The sequence below is a fragment of the Terriglobus sp. RCC_193 genome (assembly GCF_041355105.1).
GTDB lineage: Bacteria > Acidobacteriota > Terriglobia > Terriglobales > Acidobacteriaceae > Terriglobus.
The window spans coordinates 133,076-154,015 of sequence record NZ_JBFUPK010000003.1 but is presented as its reverse complement, the minus strand read 5'-3'; the positions used below and the strand labels follow the sequence as shown (position 1 = coordinate 154,015).

The 20,940-nt window shown below is 58.3% G+C and carries 18 protein-coding genes; 11 read left to right on the top strand and 7 right to left on the bottom strand.

The genetic code is table 11. The features are described from left to right. Positions 1-421: 421 nt before the first annotated feature. Positions 422-3,082: a DNA topoisomerase (ATP-hydrolyzing) subunit B gene (gene gyrB, locus AB6729_RS16600; RefSeq protein ID WP_371082778.1), complete on the bottom strand. Its 2,661-nt coding sequence runs from the start codon at positions 3,080-3,082 to the stop codon at positions 422-424. A 133-nt stretch (positions 3,083-3,215) separates the two neighbouring features. Between gyrB and AB6729_RS16595 the strand changes: the two genes are divergently transcribed. The 7 genes from AB6729_RS16595 (at position 3,216) to AB6729_RS16565 (ending at position 10,796) form a co-directional block, all read left to right on the top strand. Continuing rightward, the gene (locus AB6729_RS16595) at positions 3,216-3,611 is read left to right on the top strand and encodes a cupin domain-containing protein (RefSeq protein ID WP_371082777.1); all 396 of its coding nucleotides are present in this window, start codon (positions 3,216-3,218) and stop codon (positions 3,609-3,611) included. Positions 3,612-3,711: 100 nt separating this feature from the next. Next, a complete protein-coding gene (gene rpmI, locus AB6729_RS16590; RefSeq protein ID WP_047489931.1) occupies positions 3,712-3,909 on the top strand; it encodes a 50S ribosomal protein L35 in 198 nt (65 codons plus the stop codon). Positions 3,910-4,134: 225 nt separating this feature from the next. Further along, complete coding sequence (gene rplT / locus AB6729_RS16585) at positions 4,135-4,509, top strand: 50S ribosomal protein L20 (protein ID WP_371082776.1); 375 nt, start codon at positions 4,135-4,137, stop codon at positions 4,507-4,509. Positions 4,510-4,628: 119 nt separating this feature from the next. Then, entirely contained in the window at positions 4,629-6,257 is a 1,629-nt protein-coding gene (locus tag AB6729_RS16580; RefSeq protein ID WP_371082775.1) for a M1 family metallopeptidase, read from the top strand. Between the two features lie 122 nt (positions 6,258-6,379). Then, positions 6,380-7,579, top strand: a complete 1,200-nt coding sequence (locus AB6729_RS16575; RefSeq protein ID WP_371082774.1) for a serine hydrolase domain-containing protein — start codon at positions 6,380-6,382, stop codon at positions 7,577-7,579. Positions 7,580-7,599: 20 nt separating this feature from the next. Beyond that, a complete protein-coding gene (locus AB6729_RS16570) occupies positions 7,600-9,276 on the top strand; it encodes an alpha-L-fucosidase (RefSeq protein WP_371082773.1) in 1,677 nt (558 codons plus the stop codon). 104 nt (positions 9,277-9,380) lie between these two features. Further along, positions 9,381-10,796 carry an FAD-binding protein gene (locus AB6729_RS16565; RefSeq protein ID WP_371082772.1) on the top strand — a complete coding sequence of 472 codons (1,416 nt, stop codon included), beginning with the start codon at positions 9,381-9,383 and terminating at the stop codon, positions 10,794-10,796. Between the two features lie 492 nt (positions 10,797-11,288). Here AB6729_RS16565 and AB6729_RS16560 read toward each other — a convergent pair whose 3' ends face one another. Continuing rightward, positions 11,289-12,620, bottom strand: a complete 1,332-nt coding sequence (locus tag AB6729_RS16560; protein WP_371082771.1) for a VWA domain-containing protein — start codon at positions 12,618-12,620, stop codon at positions 11,289-11,291. Positions 12,621-12,821: 201 nt separating this feature from the next. On the opposite strand from AB6729_RS16560, the gene AB6729_RS16555 reads away from it, so the two are divergent. From AB6729_RS16555 to AB6729_RS16545, 3 genes are all read left to right on the top strand, one after another. Further along, the gene (locus tag AB6729_RS16555; RefSeq protein WP_371082770.1) at positions 12,822-13,823 is read left to right on the top strand and encodes a VWA domain-containing protein; all 1,002 of its coding nucleotides are present in this window, start codon (positions 12,822-12,824) and stop codon (positions 13,821-13,823) included. Positions 13,824-13,945: 122 nt separating this feature from the next. After that, positions 13,946-15,112: a nitrogen regulation protein NR(II) gene (locus AB6729_RS16550; RefSeq protein WP_371082769.1), complete on the top strand. Its 1,167-nt coding sequence runs from the start codon at positions 13,946-13,948 to the stop codon at positions 15,110-15,112. Beyond that, the gene (locus AB6729_RS16545; protein WP_371082768.1) at positions 15,109-15,558 is read left to right on the top strand and encodes a response regulator; all 450 of its coding nucleotides are present in this window, start codon (positions 15,109-15,111) and stop codon (positions 15,556-15,558) included. Before AB6729_RS16550 ends, AB6729_RS16545 begins: the two co-directional genes overlap by 4 nt. An 8-nt stretch (positions 15,559-15,566) precedes the next feature. On the opposite strand, the gene AB6729_RS16540 is transcribed toward AB6729_RS16545, so the two are convergent. Together AB6729_RS16540 and AB6729_RS16535 are read right to left on the bottom strand one after the other, a co-directional pair. After that, entirely contained in the window at positions 15,567-16,763 is a 1,197-nt protein-coding gene (locus tag AB6729_RS16540; protein ID WP_371082767.1) for a hypothetical protein, read from the bottom strand. Positions 16,764-16,824: 61 nt separating this feature from the next. Then, positions 16,825-17,526, bottom strand: a complete 702-nt coding sequence (locus AB6729_RS16535; protein WP_371082766.1) for a HisA/HisF-related TIM barrel protein — start codon at positions 17,524-17,526, stop codon at positions 16,825-16,827. Positions 17,527-17,583: 57 nt separating this feature from the next. Here AB6729_RS16535 and AB6729_RS16530 point away from each other — a divergent pair, with 57 nt between their 5' ends. Next, positions 17,584-18,534, top strand: coding sequence for a family 43 glycosylhydrolase (locus tag AB6729_RS16530; protein ID WP_371082765.1), 951 nt, complete (start codon positions 17,584-17,586; stop codon positions 18,532-18,534). A gap of 70 nt (positions 18,535-18,604) precedes the next feature. Here the strand turns inward: AB6729_RS16530 and hisF are convergent, their stop codons facing one another. From hisF to hisB, 3 genes are all read right to left on the bottom strand, one after another. Then, positions 18,605-19,390, bottom strand: coding sequence for an imidazole glycerol phosphate synthase subunit HisF (hisF, locus tag AB6729_RS16525; RefSeq protein WP_371082764.1), 786 nt, complete (start codon positions 19,388-19,390; stop codon positions 18,605-18,607). Positions 19,391-19,445: 55 nt separating this feature from the next. Continuing rightward, positions 19,446-20,054 carry an imidazole glycerol phosphate synthase subunit HisH gene (gene hisH / locus AB6729_RS16520; protein WP_371082763.1) on the bottom strand — a complete coding sequence of 203 codons (609 nt, stop codon included), beginning with the start codon at positions 20,052-20,054 and terminating at the stop codon, positions 19,446-19,448. A 256-nt stretch (positions 20,055-20,310) separates the two neighbouring features. After that, positions 20,311-20,907, bottom strand: coding sequence for an imidazoleglycerol-phosphate dehydratase HisB (gene hisB / locus AB6729_RS16515; RefSeq protein WP_371082835.1), 597 nt, complete (start codon positions 20,905-20,907; stop codon positions 20,311-20,313). Positions 20,908-20,940 lie beyond the last annotated feature (33 nt).

The following is a 20,940-nucleotide window of genomic DNA, read 5'->3' as shown; positions in this document are numbered from 1 at the left end:
ATACCGTATTGCGCGCCATCGGGGAAGTCTGGGGAGATCAGGGTTGGTAGGCGGCGGGAGAGGACGAACTTCGTTCGTAGGAGCTTCGCTGGTCGTGCTTTCGCACGATACCCAGGTTAGCTTCGCGAACCTGGGGCACCCAGTTCGTGGGTTGCTGATGCGTTGTAGAGGATTGAGAGAAATGCAGGTCCCCTTCGCTTCGCTCGAGGGCATGCTTCGGCTTCACTTCGTTTTGCTCAGGATGACGCCAGAGAAGTTTTGCCTCAGGATGACGCCGTAGAAGTTTTGCTCAGGCTGACGCCAGAGAAAGAATAGAAAGAATCGCGGCGCATACAAAGCAGGGATGCGCCTTGTAGCGCATCCCTGTGTTGTTCTGCTCACCTTCACGTTGCTAGAGCGATGTCGAGAACGGTGCGAAGCACTAGATGTCGAGGTTCTTTACGTCGAGGGCGTTTTCCTCGATGAAGCGACGGCGGGCTTCCACGTCTTCGCCCATGAGGGTGGTGAAGATTTCCTCGGTGGCTGCGATGTCTTCGAGCTTGACCTGGAGGAGGGTGCGGCGTTCGGGGTCCATGGTGGTCTCCCAGAGCTGTTCGGCGGTCATTTCGCCGAGGCCCTTGTAGCGCTGTACCTGGTATTCCTTCTTGCCCTGCTCGATGACGTACTCGAAGAGTTCGCGCGGGGTGTCTTTCTGGACGGGATCCTGGCCGATCTTCGAGTTGCGCTTGGCTCCCTTGGCTTCCACTGCGGTGCCGGGGGCTGCGGCGATGGTCTCGTTCACCTCAGTTTCGGCGGCTTCTTCCGCTTCCTCTTCTGCGGCTACGGCAGCGGCCTTGCCGGTCTTCTGCGCGTATTCCACGAGGAAGGGAGGCTTCAGGTATTCGCTGATCTGCGCGTACTTGCCGAGCATCTGGCGCATCTCTGGAGCGGAGATAGTGGTGAAGTCGATGTGGCGAGTGGCACCCTGAGCGTCGGTGTAGTCCAGTGACCAGGTGCTGTGCTCCTCGTCCTTGATGGGCTTGCCGACGGCCTTGAACTGGAATTCCCGGGCGATGGACTCAAGGAACTTCGCCATCTCTTCCAGCTTTTCCGGTGTTTCAAAGTCAGAGCGCTTGGCCTGCTCCTTGCCCTCGTGGGCGAAGAGTTTGGCGACCTGTTCGGTGACCTTCTCGTTGCGGAAACGCTTGTCTGCCTTGTCGAAGAAGCCGATGTACTCGTTCAGGTTGCCCATGAAGGCAGTAAGATCGGCGCCGTCGATGGTCTGGGCGTCGTCGCCGTAGCGGACGACCATGCCATCGGCAGCGCGCTTGACCATGACCTTGACGAAGTCGCGGTCGTCCTTGATGTACTGCTCGAACTTGCCCTTCTTGATCTTGTAGAGAGGCGGTTGCGCGATGTAGACGTGGCCGCGCTGGATGAGCTGCGTCATGTGACGGAAGAAGAAGGTGAGCAGCAGCGTACGGATGTGCGAACCGTCGACGTCGGCGTCCGTCATGAGGATGAGCTTGCCGTAGCGGAGCTTGTCCAGCGTGAAGTCGTCTTTGCCGATGCCGGTGCCGAGCGCTGTGATCATGGCGCGGATTTCTTCGTGGCCCAGCATTTTGTCGTAGCGGGCCTTTTCCACGTTGAGGATCTTACCCTTGAGGGGCAGGATGGCCTGGAAGCGGCGGTCGCGGCCCTGCTTGGCGGTGCCACCGGCCGATTCACCCTCGACGAGGTAGAGTTCGCAGCGGTCAGGCTGACGCTCAGAGCAGTCGGCGAGTTTGCCGGGGAGGCCACCGCCGTCGAGTGCGCCCTTACGGCGTGTGAGGTCGCGGGCCTTGCGGGCTGCTTCGCGTGCGCGAGCGGCGTCGATCGCCTTGTTGATGATCTTCTTGGCGACCTGCGGGTTCTGTTCAAAGAAGACACCGAGACGCTCGTTGACGAAGGACTGCACCTGTCCGGCGATGTCGGAGTTCAGTTTGCCCTTGGTCTGGCCTTCAAACTGCGGCTGCGGCAGCTTGACGCTGACCACGGCCACAAGGCCTTCGCGGACGTCGTCGCCGCTGAGCGCTTCCTTCATGTCTTTAAAGAGGCCGAGGGACTGGCCTGCCGCGTTGATGGTGCGGGTGAGCGAGGTGCGGAAGCCGGAGAGATGGGTGCCGCCGTCGACCGTGTTGATGTTGTTGGCGAAGCTGAAGACCGTTTCGGAATAGGCGTCGTTGTACTGCAGCGCGATCTCCATGGTGAGCTGGCCCTTTTCGGCCTCCATGTAGATGGGCTTTTCATGCAGCACGATCTTGCCCTTGTTCAGATGGCGGATGAACTCTTCAATGCCGCCCTTGAAGCGGAAGTTGATCTGCTTGAATTCGCCGGTCTTGGCGTCGGTGGCGCGCTCGTCGGTGAGATTGATCTCAATGCCCTTGTTCAGGAAGGCGAGCTGGCGCAGGCGTCCGGCGAGGGTGTCGAAGTTGTACTCGTGGACGGAGAAGATGCTCTTGTCGGGCAGGAAGTGGACCTTGGTGCCGCGCTTCTGGGTGACGCCGACCTTGCGGACCTCGGAGATGGGGTCGCCCTTGGAGTAGTCCTGCTGCCAGGTGTGGCCGTCGCGCCAGACCTCGACGTCGAACTCCTCGGAGAGCGCGTTGACGCAGCTTACGCCCACGCCGTGGAGACCGCCGGAGACCTTGTAGCTGTTGGCGTCGAACTTGCCGCCTGCGTGGAGCTTGGTGAGAACGACCTGGAGGGCGGGCATCTTCACGCCATTGCCAAGGTCCTTCATGTCGACGGGGATGCCGCGGCCGTCGTCGATGACGGTGATGGAGTTGTCGGCGTGAATAAAGACATCAATCCGGGTGGCGTGGCCGGCGAGGGCTTCGTCGACGGAGTTGTCGACGACCTCGTACACGAGATGGTGCAGACCCTGCTCGGACGTGGAGCCGATGTACATGGCCGGGCGCAGACGGACAGCCTCCAGACCTTCCAGCACGCGGATGTTGTCGCTGGTATAGGTGGGCTGGCCGGTCTCCGACGTGATTTTAGGCTCGGGAGCGTTGGTGGGGTCAGTCTGCTGCAGGTCGATCAGGGGTGTCTCGGTGGCCACTCGTTCTCCTAAGGTTCCGGGTGAGCGCAAACCGGCAAAATTGCAAGGAATTTGCAGGATTTCCGGAGGCTCTGTTCGTCTTTTATTCTACCATTTCGAACGCGCCTGGGGCTGGAGCGATAGACTGTGGGCCATGGAGATTCAGCGCGCAGGTTCGAAGCCTTCAGGAGTTGGTCCGGCGGATTGGTTTACGGGGTCGGTGCGGATTGATCCTTTGTTTCAAGCGCCTGATCCTGCGCTGGTTGCAGGCGCGAGTGTGACGTTTGAGCCGGGTGCGAGGACGGCGTGGCATACGCATCCGCTGGGACAAACGCTGATTGTGACGGCGGGTCTTGGCTGGGTGCAGCGTGAAGGCGGGCCGGTGGAAGAGATTCGGCCGGGTGATGTGGTCTGGTTTGCGCCGGGCGAGAAGCACTGGCACGGCGCGACGTCGACCACCGGAATGACGCACATTGCGATTCAGGAGCGGCTGGATGGCAAGGTGGTGGACTGGATGGAACACGTTACAGACGAACAATACCGCCGCTAACCGGGAAAATTGCGCTACAATCAAAGGGTTGTCCAGAACATCGGCGCAACACTCAGGCGGACGCGGTTTCTCGCGTCCAGCTTCCAGACAGGAACACCCAATGCCTAAGATGAAGACCCACACAGGGGCTAAAAAGCGCTTTTCTAAGACTGGCACCGGCAAGATCAAGCGCGGCCAGACGAAGAAGCGTCACATCCTGACCTCGAAGTCGACGAAGGTGAAGCGCAAGCTCACGTCGCAGGCTTACGTTTCCGATGGCGATCACGCCAAGGTCTCGCGGATGATCCCCTACGCCTGAGGCAATTGCCTTAGGTACTTAAAGATTTTCCGCCCAGCCGCTGACGTGGTTGTCAGCAACGGTCCGAAAAGCGTAACCGGGCCCTCGTTCTTCGAAAGCAATTTTGAAGCGCGATTACGAGGCAGGAAAGCAGCAAGCGTGTGAAGAGGCCGTAATGGATGCAAAACCATCCATGACCTTACCTCCAGCCGCTGACCAACGAAGTACGCAAAAGGAGACACACCTATGCCCCGCGTAAAACGTGGCACAAAACGCAATGACCGCCGCAAAAAGATTCTTAAGCGCGCGTCTGGCTACTTCCTCACGAAATCAAAGCTGTACCAGGCAGCCCAGGAAGCCGTTGAGCGCGGCCTGAAGTTTGCCTATGTTGGCCGTAAGCAGAAGAAGCGTCAGTTCCGCTCGCTGTGGATCGTCCGCATCGGTGCGGGTGCTCGCCTGAATGGCCTGAGCTACTCGACGTTCATCAGCGGCCTGAAGAAGGCTGGCGTGGAGCTGGACCGCAAGGTTCTCTCGGATATCGCAACCAATGATGCTGCAGGCTTTGCTGCTCTGGCGGCACAGGCCAAGGCTGCGAACGATAAGGCCAAGGCAACAGCGTAAGCTTCTCTCCCGTATTGGGAAGTGATGAAGGCCCGATCCCTCAAGGGACCGGGTCTTTCGTTTGTCAGAATGAAATAAGTTACGTTCCGAACAAAGTTATTTCAGGCGATACTTTGGCCATGAAGTTTCGGGTGTCACTGTCTTTTGTTTTATTTTTGATGGCCTGCTGCGGCACCTTTGCGCAACAAGATGTTGCTACGGCAAGGAAGATGCAACTGCTGGGTGAGTACGGTCCGTATCGCGCCAATAATGACCTGCTGCATTACACGCTGACGGTGCGTGTGAATCCTGAAGACCAGAGCATTGCCGGAGATAACCAGGTGCGGTTTCGCATGCTGGAGGATGGGCAGCGCATTCAGTTGGACCTGGCGCAGGAATTGACCATTGACAAAGTGCTGTATCGCGGGAAGCCGGTGAAGGTGACGCGCGAGGAAGAGTCGTTCTTTGTGGATGTGCCGCGGGTGATGCGCAAGGGATCGGTGCAGACGCTGGACGTGTTTTACAGCGGCCATCCGCGCAAGGCCGGGCGGTTTGGCGGCATGAGTTATGAAAAGGACTCTGCAGGAAAGCCGTGGGTCTTTACCGCGTGCGAAGGCAATGGCGCGCGCGTGTGGTGGCCGAACAAAGACCAGTGGAAGGACGAGCCGCAGCAGGGAGTGGACCTGCATGTGAGCGTGCCAACGGGGCTGGTGGACGTTTCCAACGGTCGGCTGCTGGGGCATCGCGATCTGCAGGATGGATACACGCAATGGAACTGGCGTGTGACTTATCCGATTAATAACTATGACGTGGCTTTGAACATTGGCACGTACGTTCATTGGAGCGATAAGCCGTTAGGTAAGTTAACGATTAATTTTTATGCCAAGCCGGAAGACCTGGAGAAGGCGAAGGAGCAGTTTGCGCAGGCGCGGCCGATGCTGGAAATCTTCAATAAGAAGATTGGTGAGTATGCCTTTGTGCGCGATGGTTACAAGTTAGTCCAGGTGCCGTATGCGGGTATGGAACATCAGAGCGCGGTGGCGTATGGCAACGGTTTCAAGAACAGCTATCACGGTGGTGACTGGACGGGCGTGGGGATTAGTCCGCGGTTTGACTTCATCATCATTCATGAGAGTGGCCATGAGTGGTTTGGCAATGCGATTACGGCGGCTGACCCTGGGGATATGTGGATCCATGAGGGATGGTGTACCTACGCGGAAGATATCTATGTTGAAGGCCGCTGGGGTAAGGATGATGCCATCAAGTATGTGAATGGCTATAAGAAGAAGGTAAAGAATCAGCGACCCATCCTGGGGCCGCGTGGCAAGGATCGTGAGCCACGGGATGAGGATCAGTACTTCAAGGGCGCGTTGTTTCTGAATACTCTGCGGTCTGTGCTGGATGATGATGCGAAGTGGTATGCGGGGATTCATGCGTACTACCAGAGATTCAAATACAAGACGATTCTGACGGAAGATGTGGTGTCGTTCTGGAACAAGTACACCGGGCGTGATCTAACGCCGATCTTCAATGAGTATCTGCGGCATGCTGCGTTGCCAAAGCTGGAGTTGAAGTTTGATGATGCGGCGGGTACGGTGCAGTATCGCTGGGATGCAGAGGAGACGGGTTTCAATATGCCGGTGAAGGTGGGTGATCCACAGCACTGGACATTGTTGCATCCTGCGGCGGAGTGGCAGACGATGCAGGCGAAGCGCGACGGATTTCAGGTGGCGGAAGACTTGTATTACATCGACGTTGTGAAGATGTAGCGGGTTCCAGAAAGTACAAGAGCGAACGCAGCGCTCGCAGCGAATCCGCCGCGAGCGCTGCGTTCGTTTTTATTTCGGATGTTTGTGGAACCGAGGGTATTCTCAGCGCGTATGGTGTTGGCATGATCGCTCGTGTTGCTCTTTCGCTGGCTGTTCTTTCGTCTGCAGTGGTTATGTCTGCACAGAACATACGCAAGCTGGATGGCGGCCATGTTTCTGTTGCCGAAGCAGAGCAGTTTGCTGCGAAGACGTTGGCGGCGAACCATGTGACGGGTGCGCAGATTGTGGTGCTGAACAATGGCAAGGTGGCATGGAGTTACGCCTATGGTTTGCGGCGTAAAGACCCTGATCTGCCGATGACCACGAATACTACGACATGGGCCGCTTCGATTACGAAGGCAGTGTTTGCGACGTATGTGATGCAGTTGGTGCAGCAGGGTAAGTTCGACCTGGATAAGCCGATGCCGCAGCAATTACCAAAGCCGTGGAATGAGTATGACGCGTACAAGGATTCCGCTTCGGAGATTGTGAACGATCCGCGATGGGCGAAGCTGACGCCGCGTATGTGTTTATCGCATACGGGTGGGCTGTTGAACATTGTGAGCATGCAGGAGCCGGACAAGAAGCTGCGTTTTCACTTTGAGCCGGGCGATCATTTTTCGTACTCGGGAGAGTGTTTGAACCTGGTGCAGTTTGCGATTGAGCAGCAGCAGGGCAAGACGCTGGACATCCTGATGCAGGATGCGATCTTTGGGCCGCTACAGATGACGCGGACGTCAGAGATTTATCAGGCTCGTTTCGCGGAGGATGTCGCGGATCGTTTTGATAAGGACGGTAAATTCCGCTCGCAGACCAAACGATTTCCTGCGCGTGCGAGTGGGAATATGACGACGAGTGCTGCTGATCTTGGGCGGTTTGTAGAAGCGCTGTTTGCGGGAAAAATTATTGATACCACGACGCAGAAGAAGATGCTGGCGCCGCAGGTGCAGATCCACACGTTGCATCAGTTTGCTCTGGCAAAGGATGAGCCTGAAGGAACAGAAGCGAAGCAGGTGGGGCTGGCGTATGGCATTGGCTGGGGTTTGCTGACGAAGACGAAGTTCGGGCCTGCGTTCTTTAAAGAAGGGCATGGCGATGGCGCGCAGAACTACATGGTGTGTTTCACGCGTCGCAAAGACTGCATGATCCTGCTGACGAATTCGGACAATGGCGAGTTTGCATTTCAGCCGCTGCTGGAGACCATCTTTGGCGATACGGTGACGCCGTGGGAGTGGGAGATGTATACGCGCTCGGCGATTGAGGCTGCGCGCAAGTTCAACTAGTCACCGGATATCATGCGGGGATGAAGTTTCTTTCTCTTGTTCTTGCCGCTGCCGTTTCTTCTTCTGCTGTTGCGCAACATCCTGTGCAGGACAGGCCGCAGCCTCGTTCGTCGCCCCGGCCTTCGGCGCAGACGGTGCAGCAGTGGCAGGAGCAGAAGTTTGGCATGTTCATTCACTTTGGGCTGTATTCGCAGCTTGGCGGTGTATGGAAGGGCAAGCAAATTGACAACGGCTACAGCGAGCAGATCATGGCGAATGCGCCGATTCCGATGGATGAGTATGCCGCGACTGCGAAGACGTTTAATCCCACGAAGTGGGATCCGGATGCCATTGTGAAACTGGCGAAGGATGCGGGGATGAAGTTCATCGTGATTACGTCGAAGCATCACGATGGATTCAACATGTTTCATACAGCGCAGACGAAGTACAACGTGGTGGATGCAACGCCGTATCACCGCGACATTGTGAAAGAGCTTGCGGAGGCATGCAGGCGCGGCGGCATTGGCTTTGGTGTGTACTACTCGTCGATTGACTGGCATGAGCCGGGGATGGATACGTACATTCCCACGAACAGCAATCCGCTGAGTGATGCACACGCGAAGTTTAATGTGGCGCAGTTGCGCGAGTTGATGACGAAGTACGGGCCGATCCGCGAAATATGGTTCGACATGGGCAAGCCTACGCCTGCGCAGAGTGATCTGTTTGCAACGACCGTGCACAAGCTGCAGCCGCAAACGATGGTGAGTGGTCGTGTGTGGAATTACGAAGGCGACTTCACTGTGATGGGCGATAACGAAGTGCCGCAGTATGGGCTGGATGAGCCGTGGCAGACGCCTGCCTCGATGTTCAATGCGACGTGGGGCTATCGTTCGTGGCAGGTACGAGACGATGTGCAGGGGAAGATCAACGAGAACATTCTGAAGCTGGTGCAGGTGGTGAGCCGTGGCGGCAATTACATCCTGAACATTGGGCCAGAGGGCGATGGCAGTGTGGTTCCCTATGAAGCCGATGTGTTGCGTGGTGTGGGTGCTTGGCTGAAGCCGAATGCAGAAGCCATCTATGGCACGCAGGCTTCGCCGTTTGCGCCGCTTGATTTTGGTTATGCCACGGTGAAACAGGGAACGGTGTACCTGTTTGTGAAGTCGTTGCCGAAGGATGGTAAGTTGCGGCTGCCATTGGCGGGACGTACGCGCTTTATTTCTGCGAGTGTGATGGCGTCGGGCAAGAAGTTATCAGTGCAGCATGATGGCAGAGATGCCGTTGTTACAGTTGGCGATACGCTCCCGCAGGGGGATCTTCCTGTCATTGCTGTGAAGTATGCGGGCGCGTTGCTGCTGGATAAGGTGTTGGTGGCGAAGGGCGATGCGCCTTATGAACTGAACCAGAAGAATGCGGAGATGTTCTGGAATTACAACGGCGAAGGTTATGAAGCGAAGAAGACGCTTTATAAGTTGCGCTGGCTGGTGCCGCAGGGATGCTCGACGATAACCTTTCACGCGAATGGCGAGGGCAAGGTTGCTCTTATTGCGAATGGAAAAGCTCGCGAGGTGATGCTGCGCGATGGTGTTGCGGAGAAGGTGGCCGTGGGGAAGGATGAGTCGTTTGAGATAACGCCCACGCAGCCGTTTGTGAAGGGGACTGCTTTGCCGTTGGCTGTGACTGGAGTGGATGTGGTGCCTGAGGCTTGTTCTCGTTAGTTTGCTGGCAGTTGAGGATCAGCGCGGGCAGGGGTGGTTTTGATGGGGATGCATTCACAACAAATTTGGAAGGGATTCGACGGTGCTCCGGTAGACTGGACGTAATGGATACCCCCGTTCAATCTCCGGAATTGCAGCATCGTAATGTGCCGGCGGAGTTGCCGCCTGCGCGTCCTGAACCGCACTCGGATGATCAGTTTCAGGGCAAGTCGCCGTTCAGCTCCTGGGGGCGCTATCCGAATTACAACGCCACCGTGGTGCCGCTGACGTGGCAGACGGACTATCCCGCCGTGGTGCAGAAGTATGACGGTATGCCTGCGGGCGCGCTGGCCGTGGGCATGGGCCGCAGCTATGGCGATAGCTGCCTGCTGAAGGATGGCTTCCTGCTCAATGCTACGGGCATGAATCGCCTGCTGGACTGGGACCAGGAGAACGGCATTCTGACTGCCGAGGCGGGGCTGACACTGGCGCAGTTGCTGGATTTTGCGGTGCCGCGCGGGTACTTCCTGCCGGTGTCGCCGGGAACGAAGTATGTGACGCTGGGCGGCGCGATTGCCAATGACATTCACGGCAAGAACCATCATGTGAACGGCACGTTTGGCTGCCATGTGACGCAGTTTGAGCTGGTGCGCAGCGACGGGACACGGATGCATTGCTCGCCAACGGAAAACCCGGACTGGTTTGAGGCCACGATTGGTGGGCTGGGGCTGACCGGTGTGCTGACCTGGGTGCAGATCAAGCTGAAGCCGATCGTCAGCCGCCTGATTGATTACGAGGGAATTCAGTTTCACGGTGTGGATGAATTTCTGGCGCTGACCGAGCAGTACAAGCACATTGAATACACCGTGAGCTGGGTGGACTGCACCGGCACAGGTAAGAACTTTGCGCGTGGCGTGTTTATGCTGGGCGACCACTCAAAGATTCCGGATAAGCTGACGCCGTCGCCGGAGCCGAAGCTGGTGTTTCCGATGGACCTGCCGGGACAGGCGTTGAACTCCATGACCGTGTCGGCATTCAACACGGTGTTCTTTCATAAGCAGATCAAACAGCGTGTTCGCGCGTTGCAGGATTACGAGCCGTTCTTCTATCCGCTGGACAAGGTGCTGCACTGGAACCGTATGTATGGCAAGAGCGGGCTGTTGCAATTCCAGTACGCCATTCCGTGGGAGAGCGCGCGCGAAGGCACGATTGCCATTTTGAATGAAGTGTCGAAGAGCGGGTTGGCGAGCTTCCTGGCGGTGCTGAAGGCGTTTGGCGATGTGAAGTCGCCGGGCATGATGAGCTTTCCGCAGCCGGGTATTACGCTGGCGCTGGACTTCCCGATCAAGCCGGGCAAGAGCTTTCCGCTGTTTGATCGGCTGGCGAGCATGACGCTGGATTACGGCGGCAAGCTGTATCCCGCGAAGGATGCGAGGATGACGGCGGGCCAGTTTCAGAAGAGCTATCCGCAGTGGCAGCAGTTTGCGCGGTATAAGGATCCTCTGCTCTCCAGCAGTTTCTGGGAACGGGTTACGCAGTAAGTTTTCGTGGTGTGAAAAGCCCTCCGCAAGGAGGGCTTTTGTTTTGTGGACTTACGGAAGCGTTGTAGAGGGTTGAGAGGAATGCAGGTTCCTTCGCTTCGCTCGAGGGCATGCTTCGGCTTCACTTCGTTTCGCTCAGGATGACGGTATTTGACCCTTTGAGATTGCCGGGGGACGCACTTCGTGCGTTGGATCGCGCGTTGCGCGATGGCCCAGGTTAGCTTCGCGAACCTGGGGCACCCGGTTCTGTGGCTGGAAGGGATAGGCAGTATGGGCGCGTGAAGTGTGTCGGGATTCTTCGCTGTGCTCAGAATGACGGTCTTCGACCGTTTGAGCTTCGCTGGGGGACGCACTTCGTGCGTTTGAGCTTTGCTGAGGGAGAATCTTTGGTTGTTTGAGTTTCGCTCGTCTGCCTGGAAATGGTGATGGCGGATTCCCCTTGAAGAGAATCCGCCATCGTTTCGTTTTTGATTTTTGTTGCTTTCGGCGCGGTTACTTTTGCGGGGTGGTGGTGTTTCCGCCGGTTCGCATCATGTTTTCTGCGGTGGGGTAGTAGCCCTTCTTCGCGATGATGTTCAGGTCCGGGCGCGTGACGCGGACTTCCACTGTGCGGAATTTGCCGTCGGTGATGGGTTCGTGGGAGTAGTAGCCGACGGTGTACTGCAGGCGTATGTCCTCGGCGACCTTGGCGAAGCTCTCCTCAATGCCCTTGCGGCTCCACTGCGAGACGGCTTCGCCGCCGGTGGCTACGGCATACTGCGGCAGCACGTTTTCGCGCATGGTGTAGGGGATGTGGAACTTGTCCAGCCAGCCGACGTAGGGAGTGGCGGAGTCGCCGACGACCGTGGAGTAGATGGCGATCTTGTTGGTCTGGAGGAACTGGACCACGTCCTTGAACTTGACCTTGGAGCCGTATTCCTTGCCATCGCTGACGACGTAGATGATGCGGCGGCGCTCACCGGGACGTTTGGCGAGGGACTTGGCGGCTTCAAAGATGGCGTCGTTGAGCGGATGCTGTTCTTTGGGCGGCGCCTGGAAGGTGGAGGCGGAGTTGCGCACCGGGGCCGTGTTGGGGTCGAACTGGTGGCCGTTGATGTTGGTGGTCTGCGAGAGGGGGCCCATGGGCGAGGCGAGATAGGCTTCGCGACCGGTGGACTTGGCGCGCTCGATGGCGGCGATGGCGCGGTTGCTCTGCGCGCCGGTGTACTCGGTCACCAGCCGAGTGCTGTTGTTGTAGGTGAAGACGGCCATTTCGTCGTAGGGCGTGAAGGCGCCCTGCACGGCACCGAGGGCGTCGTTGACGCGCTGCATGACGTCAAAGGGAAGCGACTGGTCGACGACGAAGGCGATGGAGAGCGGGAACGGATCGCTGGAGTAGTACTGGAGCTGCTGACGGATGCCGTTCTCGTAGACGCGAATCTCGCGCCAGTCGACGGCGGGAACCAGTTTGCCGGACTTGTCCTTGACGGTAAAGGGGATCTGGACGAAGTTTACGTTGGCGTGGATGGTCTGGACGCGACCGCCGGGGCCGAGCTCGGCCTTGATGTCCGGTGGGGGCTGATCGGCTTCGGGGACTTCGTTCTTATGCTGCGAGCCGGGAAGCGACGAGGTAGGTACAACGCCGCCGTTGCCACCGTCGTCGGTGGGCGCGTTGCTGGTGCTGGTGGTGATGCCCTTGCCGGGCGTGACGCCAGCGGCCTGGGGAATGACGTTGGGGCGCGGGCCGTCCGGGATGGCCTGCTGCTGGCCTGCCTGTGCGCCTGCCACTGTGCCCAGACCCGCCATCAGACCTGTTGCCAACACCGCTGCCAATCCTAATTTCACCAAGACAAAAACTCCTTCAACACGAACGAAACTGTCCCACCAAGAGTATCAGCCGAGGGTTTCACGGCGGAATCTGGCAGTCCCTTTCCTGTTGGACGCAGCGGCGGGGTGCATCGTTGTCGTAGACTTCGGGGCGTGGTGTCCCGTCCAATACTTCGTATGCGTTCTCTGTGCGTTTCTGCCCTTGCCCTTACTGCCGTGATGTCATTTTCCGCCTCTGCGTGGGCGCAGGATGCTCCTTCGCCTATGGGGCCGCCGCCGGCGAGTTCCGCTCCAAAACAGGAGGAGGTAGTTGCCGACGGGCAGACGCTGAAGGTTCAGGTGAACCTGGTGAACACGTATTTCTCCGCGCGCGACAAGGGCGGGTTCCTGACGGGGCTGCATAAGGATGACTGCTCGCTGACGGAGAACAATGATCCGCAGGTGATCAAGAATTTCACCCAGGAAAAGAAGCTGCCGCTGACGATCGGCATTCTGCTGGATACCAGCGGATCGCAGGAGAATGTGCTGCCGCTGGAGCAGGAGAGTGGCGCGACCTTTCTGAAGGATGTGCTGACACCGAAGGACGAAGCGTTTCTGATCTCGTTCGACATCAATGTGGATCTGCTGGCGGATTACACCAACAGTCCTGCCGCGCTGCGCAGGGCGATGAACAAAGCGCAGATCAATACGGGCGCAGGTACTGGTTCAGTAACGGGAAACAGCACGCCCAAGGGAACGCTGCTGTACGACGCGGTGTATCTGGCGACGCATGAGAAGCTGCACGACGAGGCTGGTCGCAAGGTGATCGTCATGCTGACGGACGGCGGCGACCAGGGCAGCCAGGTGAAGCTGAAGGAAGCCATCGAAGCGGCGCAGAAGGCGAACACGATCATCTACGTGATCCTGATCAGCGATGCGGGCGGGTTCGGCTTCGGCATGGGCGGGCCGACGTACACGATGGGTAATCCTGCGGGTGACATGGACAAACTGACGAAGGAAACCGGCGGCCGTGTGATCAACGTGGGGCACAACGGCAAGAAGCTGGATGATGCCTTTGCCCAGATCAGCGATGAACTGCGGACGCAGTACCTGATCAGCTATACGCCGAAGAATCAGAAGTTCGACGGGACGTTCCGCAACATTGCCATTTCATGCGGCAAGGATGTGAAAATCCAGGCGCGGAAGGGCTATTACGCGATGGCGGATTCGAATACCGAGTAGCTGGTCTGAGGACTTATGTGCATCCTTTTTTATAGGAGTTCCATCTTAGGTGGAAACGCATAAAAGTTTTCCCGGGGAAGATGCGGTCCGATTAGTTTTTCGTGATCGACAGGTCTTGAGTGGTGACGCAGGACAACGAATCAAAAGACAAGTCTTCCGGTCAGCCATTGCCGGAGGGAGGGCCGCAGGCAAATGCATTGCTGGCGGCGATTGTAGAGTCGTCGGACGATGCGATTATCAGCAAAGACCTGGACGGCACCATCATGAGCTGGAATGCCGCGGCAGAGCGCATCTTCGGTTACACGCCGGAAGAGATCATCGGACATTCCATCCTGACACTGATTCCTGCTGATCTGCAGGACGAAGAGAAGACGATCATTGCGCGGCTGCGAAACGGTGAACGCATTGAACACTTCGAGACCACACGTGTCGCAAAGTCAGGCAAGTTGTTGTCGTTGTCGCTGACGATTTCACCGGTAAGGGATGCAAGCGGCAAGGTGGTGGGCGCTTCGAAGATTGCGCGCGACATCTCTGAACGTAGGGAATTTGAGCGGCGCCTGGTGGAGACAGAGAAGATAGTCGCCACGGGACGCATGGCCGCGACGATTGCGCACGAAATCAACAATCCCCTGGAAGCCGTGGTGAACCTGATCTACCTTGCGCGGCTGAGCCCCACGGTGAACGACCAGGTAAAGGAATATCTTCGGCTGGCGGAGCAGGAGATTGAACGGGTGTCGCTGATTGCGCGGCAGACGCTGGGATATTTCCGCGAGACGGCGATGCCGGTGGATTTTCCAGTGAGTGTGCTGCTGGAGGAAGTGCTGACCGTGTATGGCGCGAAGCTGGCGTATAGCGGGATTGATGTGCACCGGGACTATCATCCATCGCGACCGCTGACGATGCGTAAAGGCGAATTGACGCAGTTGTTTTCAAACCTGGTGGCGAATGCGATTGATGCGATGCCGCAGGGGGGCGATCTGTCTGTCTCTGTGGAGCCGGAGGGCGAGTCGCCTGCGGAGGGCGTGAACGTGCTGATGGCAGATACGGGGACAGGTATTTCTCCGGAATTGCTGGAGAAAATCTTCGAGCCGTTTTTCACGACGAAGGAACAGCGCGGTACGGGCATTGGACTGTGGCTCTCGCGGCAGTTTGTGGAAGAGCATCGCGGTAGTATTGCTGTGGTCAGCAACACAGATGCCGAGGATCACGGAACCACGTTCCGTATCTTTCTGCCGTATGAGAATGGCCTGGCGCAGAATGTTGCTCCGGGTGGAAGAGGCAATGCATGAGCATCCTTCGCCTTGAAGGCGATTCGGCGTATCCCCCGCCGCCGCATGATGTAGCTACGCATTTTGGTGAACAGTCTGCTCCGCGCAGGAGACGTGTGCTGGTGGTGGATGATGAACGCCTGATCACCGATACGGTGGTGCAAATCCTGAACATCCACGGCTATGACGCCTTTGGCGCATACGGTGCGAAAGAAGCGTTGGAGTTGGCAGAGAACTTTCTGCCGGACTACCTATTGTCAGACGTGATGATGCCGGGAACCAACGGCATTGACCTGGCGCTGGCAGTGCAGAAGATGCTGCCCACGGTGCAGGTGCTGCTATTTTCCGGGCAGGCAGGCACGAGCCAGTTGATTGAAGACAGAGATCTGCCGTTTGCACTGGAAGCAAAACCGATCCATCCGGATAAGTTGATTAAGACGCTGGAAAACCTGGGACGTCGGCGGTAAGTGCTGTCTTAGGGCGTTGAGGCTCTCTGCAGAAGTATCTCTACCTGCTGTTGTGGATTGAGCCATGCGGCAGTTCCTGTGCCTAGCCATGTGACGCGGTTTGTGCTGTCCAGAAAGACAAACAAAGGGCCGCTGTCGGTGGCGAAGTTCTCCAGCAATGGGACAGAGGTGTATGCCGCGTGGATAACCGGTTCGTGCGGATCTCGCTTTGCGTTTGCGGCGGGTGACTTTCCGATTAATACGAGGGACGCCTGCTGGCCTGGGGCAAGCCGCGTGCGCAGGGAGTCGACCGCGAGTGAGAGGGCCGGAACGTCTGCTGCAGTGGCGCTTTCGATCACCAACAGAGTGGATTTTTTGCTTGCCTGTAGGTGGGCCGTTGGCGAATAAGTGCTGCGCGTGATCGTAAAAGCGGGCGATGGTTGCGAAAGCCATTCGTAACGAATGCGGGCGCGCTGAGCGAGGTACTGGTCCGTGGTGGACAGAGGCGCAGACCTTTGTGCGATGGTTTCCAGCAGCAGCGATTTTTGGTTTTGCTCTTCATCCTTGCGACCGGCGGCATGGAGGAGAGCGAGCGTGTGCCATGCTTCCGCTTCGCTGATGCCGGGGTTGAGTGTGCTGTTCTTTCCGGCGACCGCGTTAAGCAGGTCGGGCTGGCGAAGCATGGTTGCGATGAGGCCCTGTTCCGGACGTATCACCTCAAGCGCGTTGATGACGTAGACGAAGATGCCATCTGTTTCTGCAGTGAAGGGAAGACGCTCGTGCATCTCCTGAAGTTCGGTGATGGCGCGAGCGACTGCTTGCAGGTTCAGATCTGCCTGCAGCAGCAGAGCGAACCCTGCGCTGAGATGCTGCGACTCGTTGGGCGGGGCGGTACTGCGTGTGTACCAGCGTGCGGCGGAGTAAGTGCCGTCCCAGTCGCGACCCAGAGCGCACAGGCGTGCGAGTGCGAGTTCTTCATCGCCTTCATGCGCGGTGCGTTCGATGCGGTTGCAGTCGTCGTTGGCTTGTGCCGCAGTGGCCTCAAATGCAGCAAGCTCCACGTCTGACCAGTTCGCCATATCCGAACGGATGCGATCGAAGAAGGTGAGTGAATCGGAGAGAACGGTGCTGGGTGGCAGGTCGTTGCGTGTGATGGGCGCGGTCTGTTGACCATGCAAGGGTACTGCGACGAGAAGCGTGGAGATCATCCAAGCGGAGAGACGCATGGCAGGATTGCACCTGCTCCGCACGGATGTGTCAACCGCGGCGGAGCAGGCATAACAGGCTCTAGGCTTCCATCGCTCCGCTGTAGACGGCCATGCCTGCTACGGCGTCCACGCCCATGGCGTCCAGGTCGTCCACTTCCTTCTTTTCCTTGATGCCACCGGCGACGATCAACTGCTTCGCCGTGCAGGCGCGCAGGATACCCGCGATGTCCATGGGGAAACCGCTCATGGTGCCTTCGGTGTCGACGTGGGTGTAGAGGAAGGCAGCGCAGTCGTTCTCAAGCCACGTGACGGCTTCCTCCGGTGTGAGGTCGACGTTTTCTTTCCAGCCTTTGACCGCAACCTTGCCGTGCTTCGTGTCGACGGAAAAGACGAGCTGGTCTTCTCCGAGTGCCTTGTTGAGCGACTCTGCGAAGTTGAGGTTGAGGACGGGGTGGCGCTTGCGGTCGGCTTCGTTGTCGCCGCCGAAGAGCGTGGAGCCGTAGATGACGCGCCTGGCTCCAAGATCAAGCATGCGCTGGCCGTCTTCCGCGGTGCGAAGGCCGCCGCCCACCTGGCAGGTGAGTTTCGACGTGAACTGCTGGATGAGCGCGCGGTTGTCGCCCTGGCGCATGGCCGCGTCAAGGTCGATGAGTTGCACGAGCGGGTACTTGGAGAAGCGGTTGATCCAGTAATCGAAGTCGTCGAAGGCGAGCTTGAGTTTTTCACCCTGGACAAGCTGGACGATCTGTCCGTTCATGAGGTCGATGGATGGAATGAGCATGACTCTTCTAGTGTATTGGCGCTTGACCGCGCGTGCCTGTTGGCTTGGAATTGGCGGATGAGTCTTCTTCGCGTTTTGCTGCTGTGTGTGCTTTTTGTCGGTGGGGCGGTGGCGCAAACGAATCCGCTGCTGGATCACGCGGACCCGTTCATTACGCTGCATCCGGTGCAGGGTAAGTATGTGTTGCTGGCGACGACGGGCAACAACATTACGCTTTGGAGTGGTCCCAGTGTCGTGTCGGCAGCGCAGGATGCGAAGGTGGTGTTCACGGCGCCGGAAGGGATGGACCAGGTGTGGTCGCCGACGCTGTGGCGGATGCAGGAACGCTGGTGGATCTACTTCACGGCTCGGATGAACAAAGGCGGTCATGCGATTTATGTGTTGTCATCCGACGCAGACGATGTGTTTGGCAGCTACACGTTTCATGGAGCGCTGGATTTGGGGCGGCCTTCGATTGATCCGTCGTTGCTGATGGTGAGGGGTGTGCCGTACCTGATGTATGTAACCGTGGATCGTGGGGAGAACGCGATCTGGATGACAAAGATGTCGTCGCCATTGCAGCCTGTGGGCGAGAAGGCTTTGATTGCGGAACCGGAGTTTGCGTGGGAGCGCGGTGCGGGTACGACGAAGAATTATCCCGTGAATGAAGGGCCTACGGCGCTGTATCACGCGGGTAAGACATTCATTGTGTATTCGGGGAGCGATACGGCTTCGCCCCGATATTGCCTGGGGTTGCTGACGTTTCGTGGTGGCGATCCGTTGCAGCGAAAGAACTGGGTGAAGATGCCGCAGCCGGTATTTGAGGCGAGTCCTGCGAATGGCATCTATGGGCCGGGGCGTGGCACGTTTGCACAGGATGCGGATGGATGGTGGTTGTTGTATGCGGCGAAGGCTACCGATGATCCAACGCCGCGGAACCGCGCGGTGCGGGCGCAGCGGTTTACGTGGAAGGGCGGCGTGCCGGAGTTTGGTGTGCCACAGAAGGATGGGGCGATCAGTTCTCGCTGATGGCTACTTGAAAATGCAAGAACGATCGCAGCGTCCGCAGCGGGTCCGTGGCTTTCGCTGCGTTCGTTCTTTATAGGCGTACGGGGACGCCGTGTTGTTGCAGTTCACGCTTCAGTGCCCAGCTATCGGTGATGCCGAAGTGGAAGATGCTGGCTGCGAGTGCGGCGTCGGCTTTGCCTCCCCCTGATCCATGCCCGAAGACATCGACGAAGTGTTGGGCCGTGCCTGCGCCGCCGCTGGCGATGACGGGAATCTGCACTGCTTGTGAAACGCGTGCGGTGAGTTCGTCATCAAAGCCTGCGCGTGTGCCGTCGGAGTCCATGCTGGTGAGCAGGATTTCGCCTGCGCCGCGCTGCTCGGCTTCAATGGCCCACTCGACCACTTTGAGGCCGGTGTTTTTGCGACCGCCGCTGACGTAGACTTCCGCGTCGCCGATGGGGTCGCTGGATTCGTTGTTGCGCTTGGCATCAATGGCTACGATGACGGCCTGCGCGCCGAAGCTGGAGCCGATTTCGCCGATGAGTTCGGGCCGTGCGATGGCAGAGGAATTGATGCTGACTTTGTCTGCGCCTGCGAGGAAGACGGCTTCTGCGTCTTCTGCAGAGCGAATGCCGCCACCAACGGTGAAAGGGATGAAGAGTTCTGCGGCGGTGCGCTTCACCGTGTCGATCAACGTGCCGCGGCCTTCGTGCGTGGCTGTGATGTCGAGCAGCACGATCTCGTCTGCACCTGCTGCGGCGTGGCGGTGTGCGAGCTCGGCGGGATCGCCGGCGTCGATGATGTCAAGGAACTGGATGCCTTTGACGACGCGTCCAGCGCGGACGTCGAGGCAGGCGATGATGCGTTTGGTCAGCATTGAAACTCCTAAGAGCGAACGCGGCGGGCCGTTGCGATCGCTGCGTTCGTTCCTGTTACAACTCCACGAAATTGCGAAGTAATTTGAGGCCGGTGTTGCTGGATTTTTCTGGGTGGAACTGGACGCCCATGACGTTGTCGCGTTCCACGGCTGCGGTGAAGGGGCCGCCGTAGCTGGTGGAGGCGGCGGTGTCGCGACTGATGGGCGCTCGCCAGGAGTGGGTGTAGTAGACGAACTCGCCGTTGGAGATGCCGCGCAGCAGTTTGCTGTCCGGGCGGATGTCTTCGAGGGAGTTCCAGCCGACGTGTGGGCTCTTGAGTTCGGCTCCGTCGAAGGTGGCGGGAAAGCGCTCGCACTTGCCGCCGAAGGCGCAGAGGCCGTCGGTGCTTTCGGCTTCGGTAGAGCCCTGATAGAGCCACTGCAGGCCCACGCAGATGCCAAGGAAGGGTACGCCGCGTGCGATGGCTTCACGTGTGGCCTCGGTGAGCTGGAGGTCGTGCAGAAGCTGTGTGGCGCGGAAGTGGCCCACGCCGGGAAGGACGATCTTGTCGGCCTTGCGGACGTCGTCGGGTGATTGCGTGATGTTGGTCTCTGCACCGAGATAGTTAAGCGCCTTAACTACGCTGGTGAGATTGCCGGCTTTGTAGTCGATTACCTGGATCATAAGAAATTCAGCCAGTCAGCAGGTTAGCGAGTCAGCAAGTCAGCGGACTCGATGTGAAGCGCCAACGGCGCGGGCAATTTTAGCCTAGGCCGTAGGCTTAGGTTTGCATTTGGTAAGTCCGGTGAGGGCTGAAGGCCCGATCTATAGAGCGCGCCTTCAGCGCTTGGTTCTGGTTTGGTTCGTCTACCTAGGCCTTCGGCCTAGGCTAATATGTCGGCGCGCCTTTGGCGCTTATCGCTTCGCTTACACGAGGGTGTTATAGCAGTCCCTTTGTACTCGGCAGCAGGTCTTTCATGCGTTCGTCGCGGCTTACGGCTCCGCGCAGGGCTCGGGCGAACGCTTTGAAGATGGCTTCGATCTTGTGATGGTTGCTGCGGCCGTACATGGTTTTTACATGGACGTTGCAGCGGCCGCCGCGGGCGAAGCCGTCGAAGAAGTCGGTGACGAGTTCGGTTTGCAGATCGCCGACGATGGGCACGTTCACCTGGTCGTCCACGGCGTAGCCAACGCGGCCGCTGATGTCGATGGCGGCGATGGCGAGTGTCTCGTCCATGGCCATGACGAAGTAGCCTGCGCGAAGGATGCCCTTCTTGTCGCCGAGCGCCTTGTCGAAGGCTTCACCGAGTGCGATGCCTACGTCTTCCACGGTGTGGTGCTGGTCGACGTCGAGGTCTCCGTTGCAGACGAGGTCGAGATCGAAGCCACCGTGACGCGTGAAGAGCTCCAGCATGTGGTCGAAGAAGCGGATGCCGGTGCGGACGTTGTAGGTGCCCTGGCCGTCGAGGTTGAGGCGCAGCTTGATCTTGGTCTCGGTGGTGTTGCGGTCGATCTCTGCGATGCGCTGAACCCACATCTCAGAAGTGAGATGTGGGGCACCCGTCTTAGG

Bases quoted from the DNA above. Each gene is read 5' to 3' on its own strand.
- AB6729_RS16555 (WP_371082770.1), top strand. From the start codon at position 12,822: ATGTCATTTTCCGCCTCTGCGTGGGCGCAGGATGCTCCTTCGCCTATG.
- AB6729_RS16570 (WP_371082773.1), top strand. From the start codon at position 7,600: ATGAAGTTTCTTTCTCTTGTTCTTGCCGCTGCCGTTTCTTCTTCTGCT.
- AB6729_RS16565 (WP_371082772.1), top strand. From the start codon at position 9,381: ATGGATACCCCCGTTCAATCTCCGGAATTGCAGCATCGTAATGTGCCG.
- AB6729_RS16540 (WP_371082767.1), bottom strand. From the start codon at position 16,763: ATGCGTCTCTCCGCTTGGATGATCTCCACGCTTCTCGTCGCAGTACCC.
- AB6729_RS16580 (WP_371082775.1), top strand. From the start codon at position 4,629: ATGAAGTTTCGGGTGTCACTGTCTTTTGTTTTATTTTTGATGGCCTGC.
- hisF (WP_371082764.1), bottom strand. From the start codon at position 19,390: ATGCTGACCAAACGCATCATCGCCTGCCTCGACGTCCGCGCTGGACGC.
- AB6729_RS16545 (WP_371082768.1), top strand. From the start codon at position 15,109: ATGAGCATCCTTCGCCTTGAAGGCGATTCGGCGTATCCCCCGCCGCCG.
- AB6729_RS16575 (WP_371082774.1), top strand. From the start codon at position 6,380: ATGATCGCTCGTGTTGCTCTTTCGCTGGCTGTTCTTTCGTCTGCAGTG.
- rpmI (WP_047489931.1), top strand. From the start codon at position 3,712: ATGCCTAAGATGAAGACCCACACAGGGGCTAAAAAGCGCTTTTCTAAG.
- hisH (WP_371082763.1), bottom strand. From the start codon at position 20,054: ATGATCCAGGTAATCGACTACAAAGCCGGCAATCTCACCAGCGTAGTT.
- AB6729_RS16595 (WP_371082777.1), top strand. From the start codon at position 3,216: ATGGAGATTCAGCGCGCAGGTTCGAAGCCTTCAGGAGTTGGTCCGGCG.
- AB6729_RS16535 (WP_371082766.1), bottom strand. From the start codon at position 17,526: ATGCTCATTCCATCCATCGACCTCATGAACGGACAGATCGTCCAGCTT.
- rplT (WP_371082776.1), top strand. From the start codon at position 4,135: ATGCCCCGCGTAAAACGTGGCACAAAACGCAATGACCGCCGCAAAAAG.
- AB6729_RS16530 (WP_371082765.1), top strand. From the start codon at position 17,584: ATGAGTCTTCTTCGCGTTTTGCTGCTGTGTGTGCTTTTTGTCGGTGGG.
- hisB (WP_371082835.1), bottom strand. From the start codon at position 20,907: ATGTGGGTTCAGCGCATCGCAGAGATCGACCGCAACACCACCGAGACC.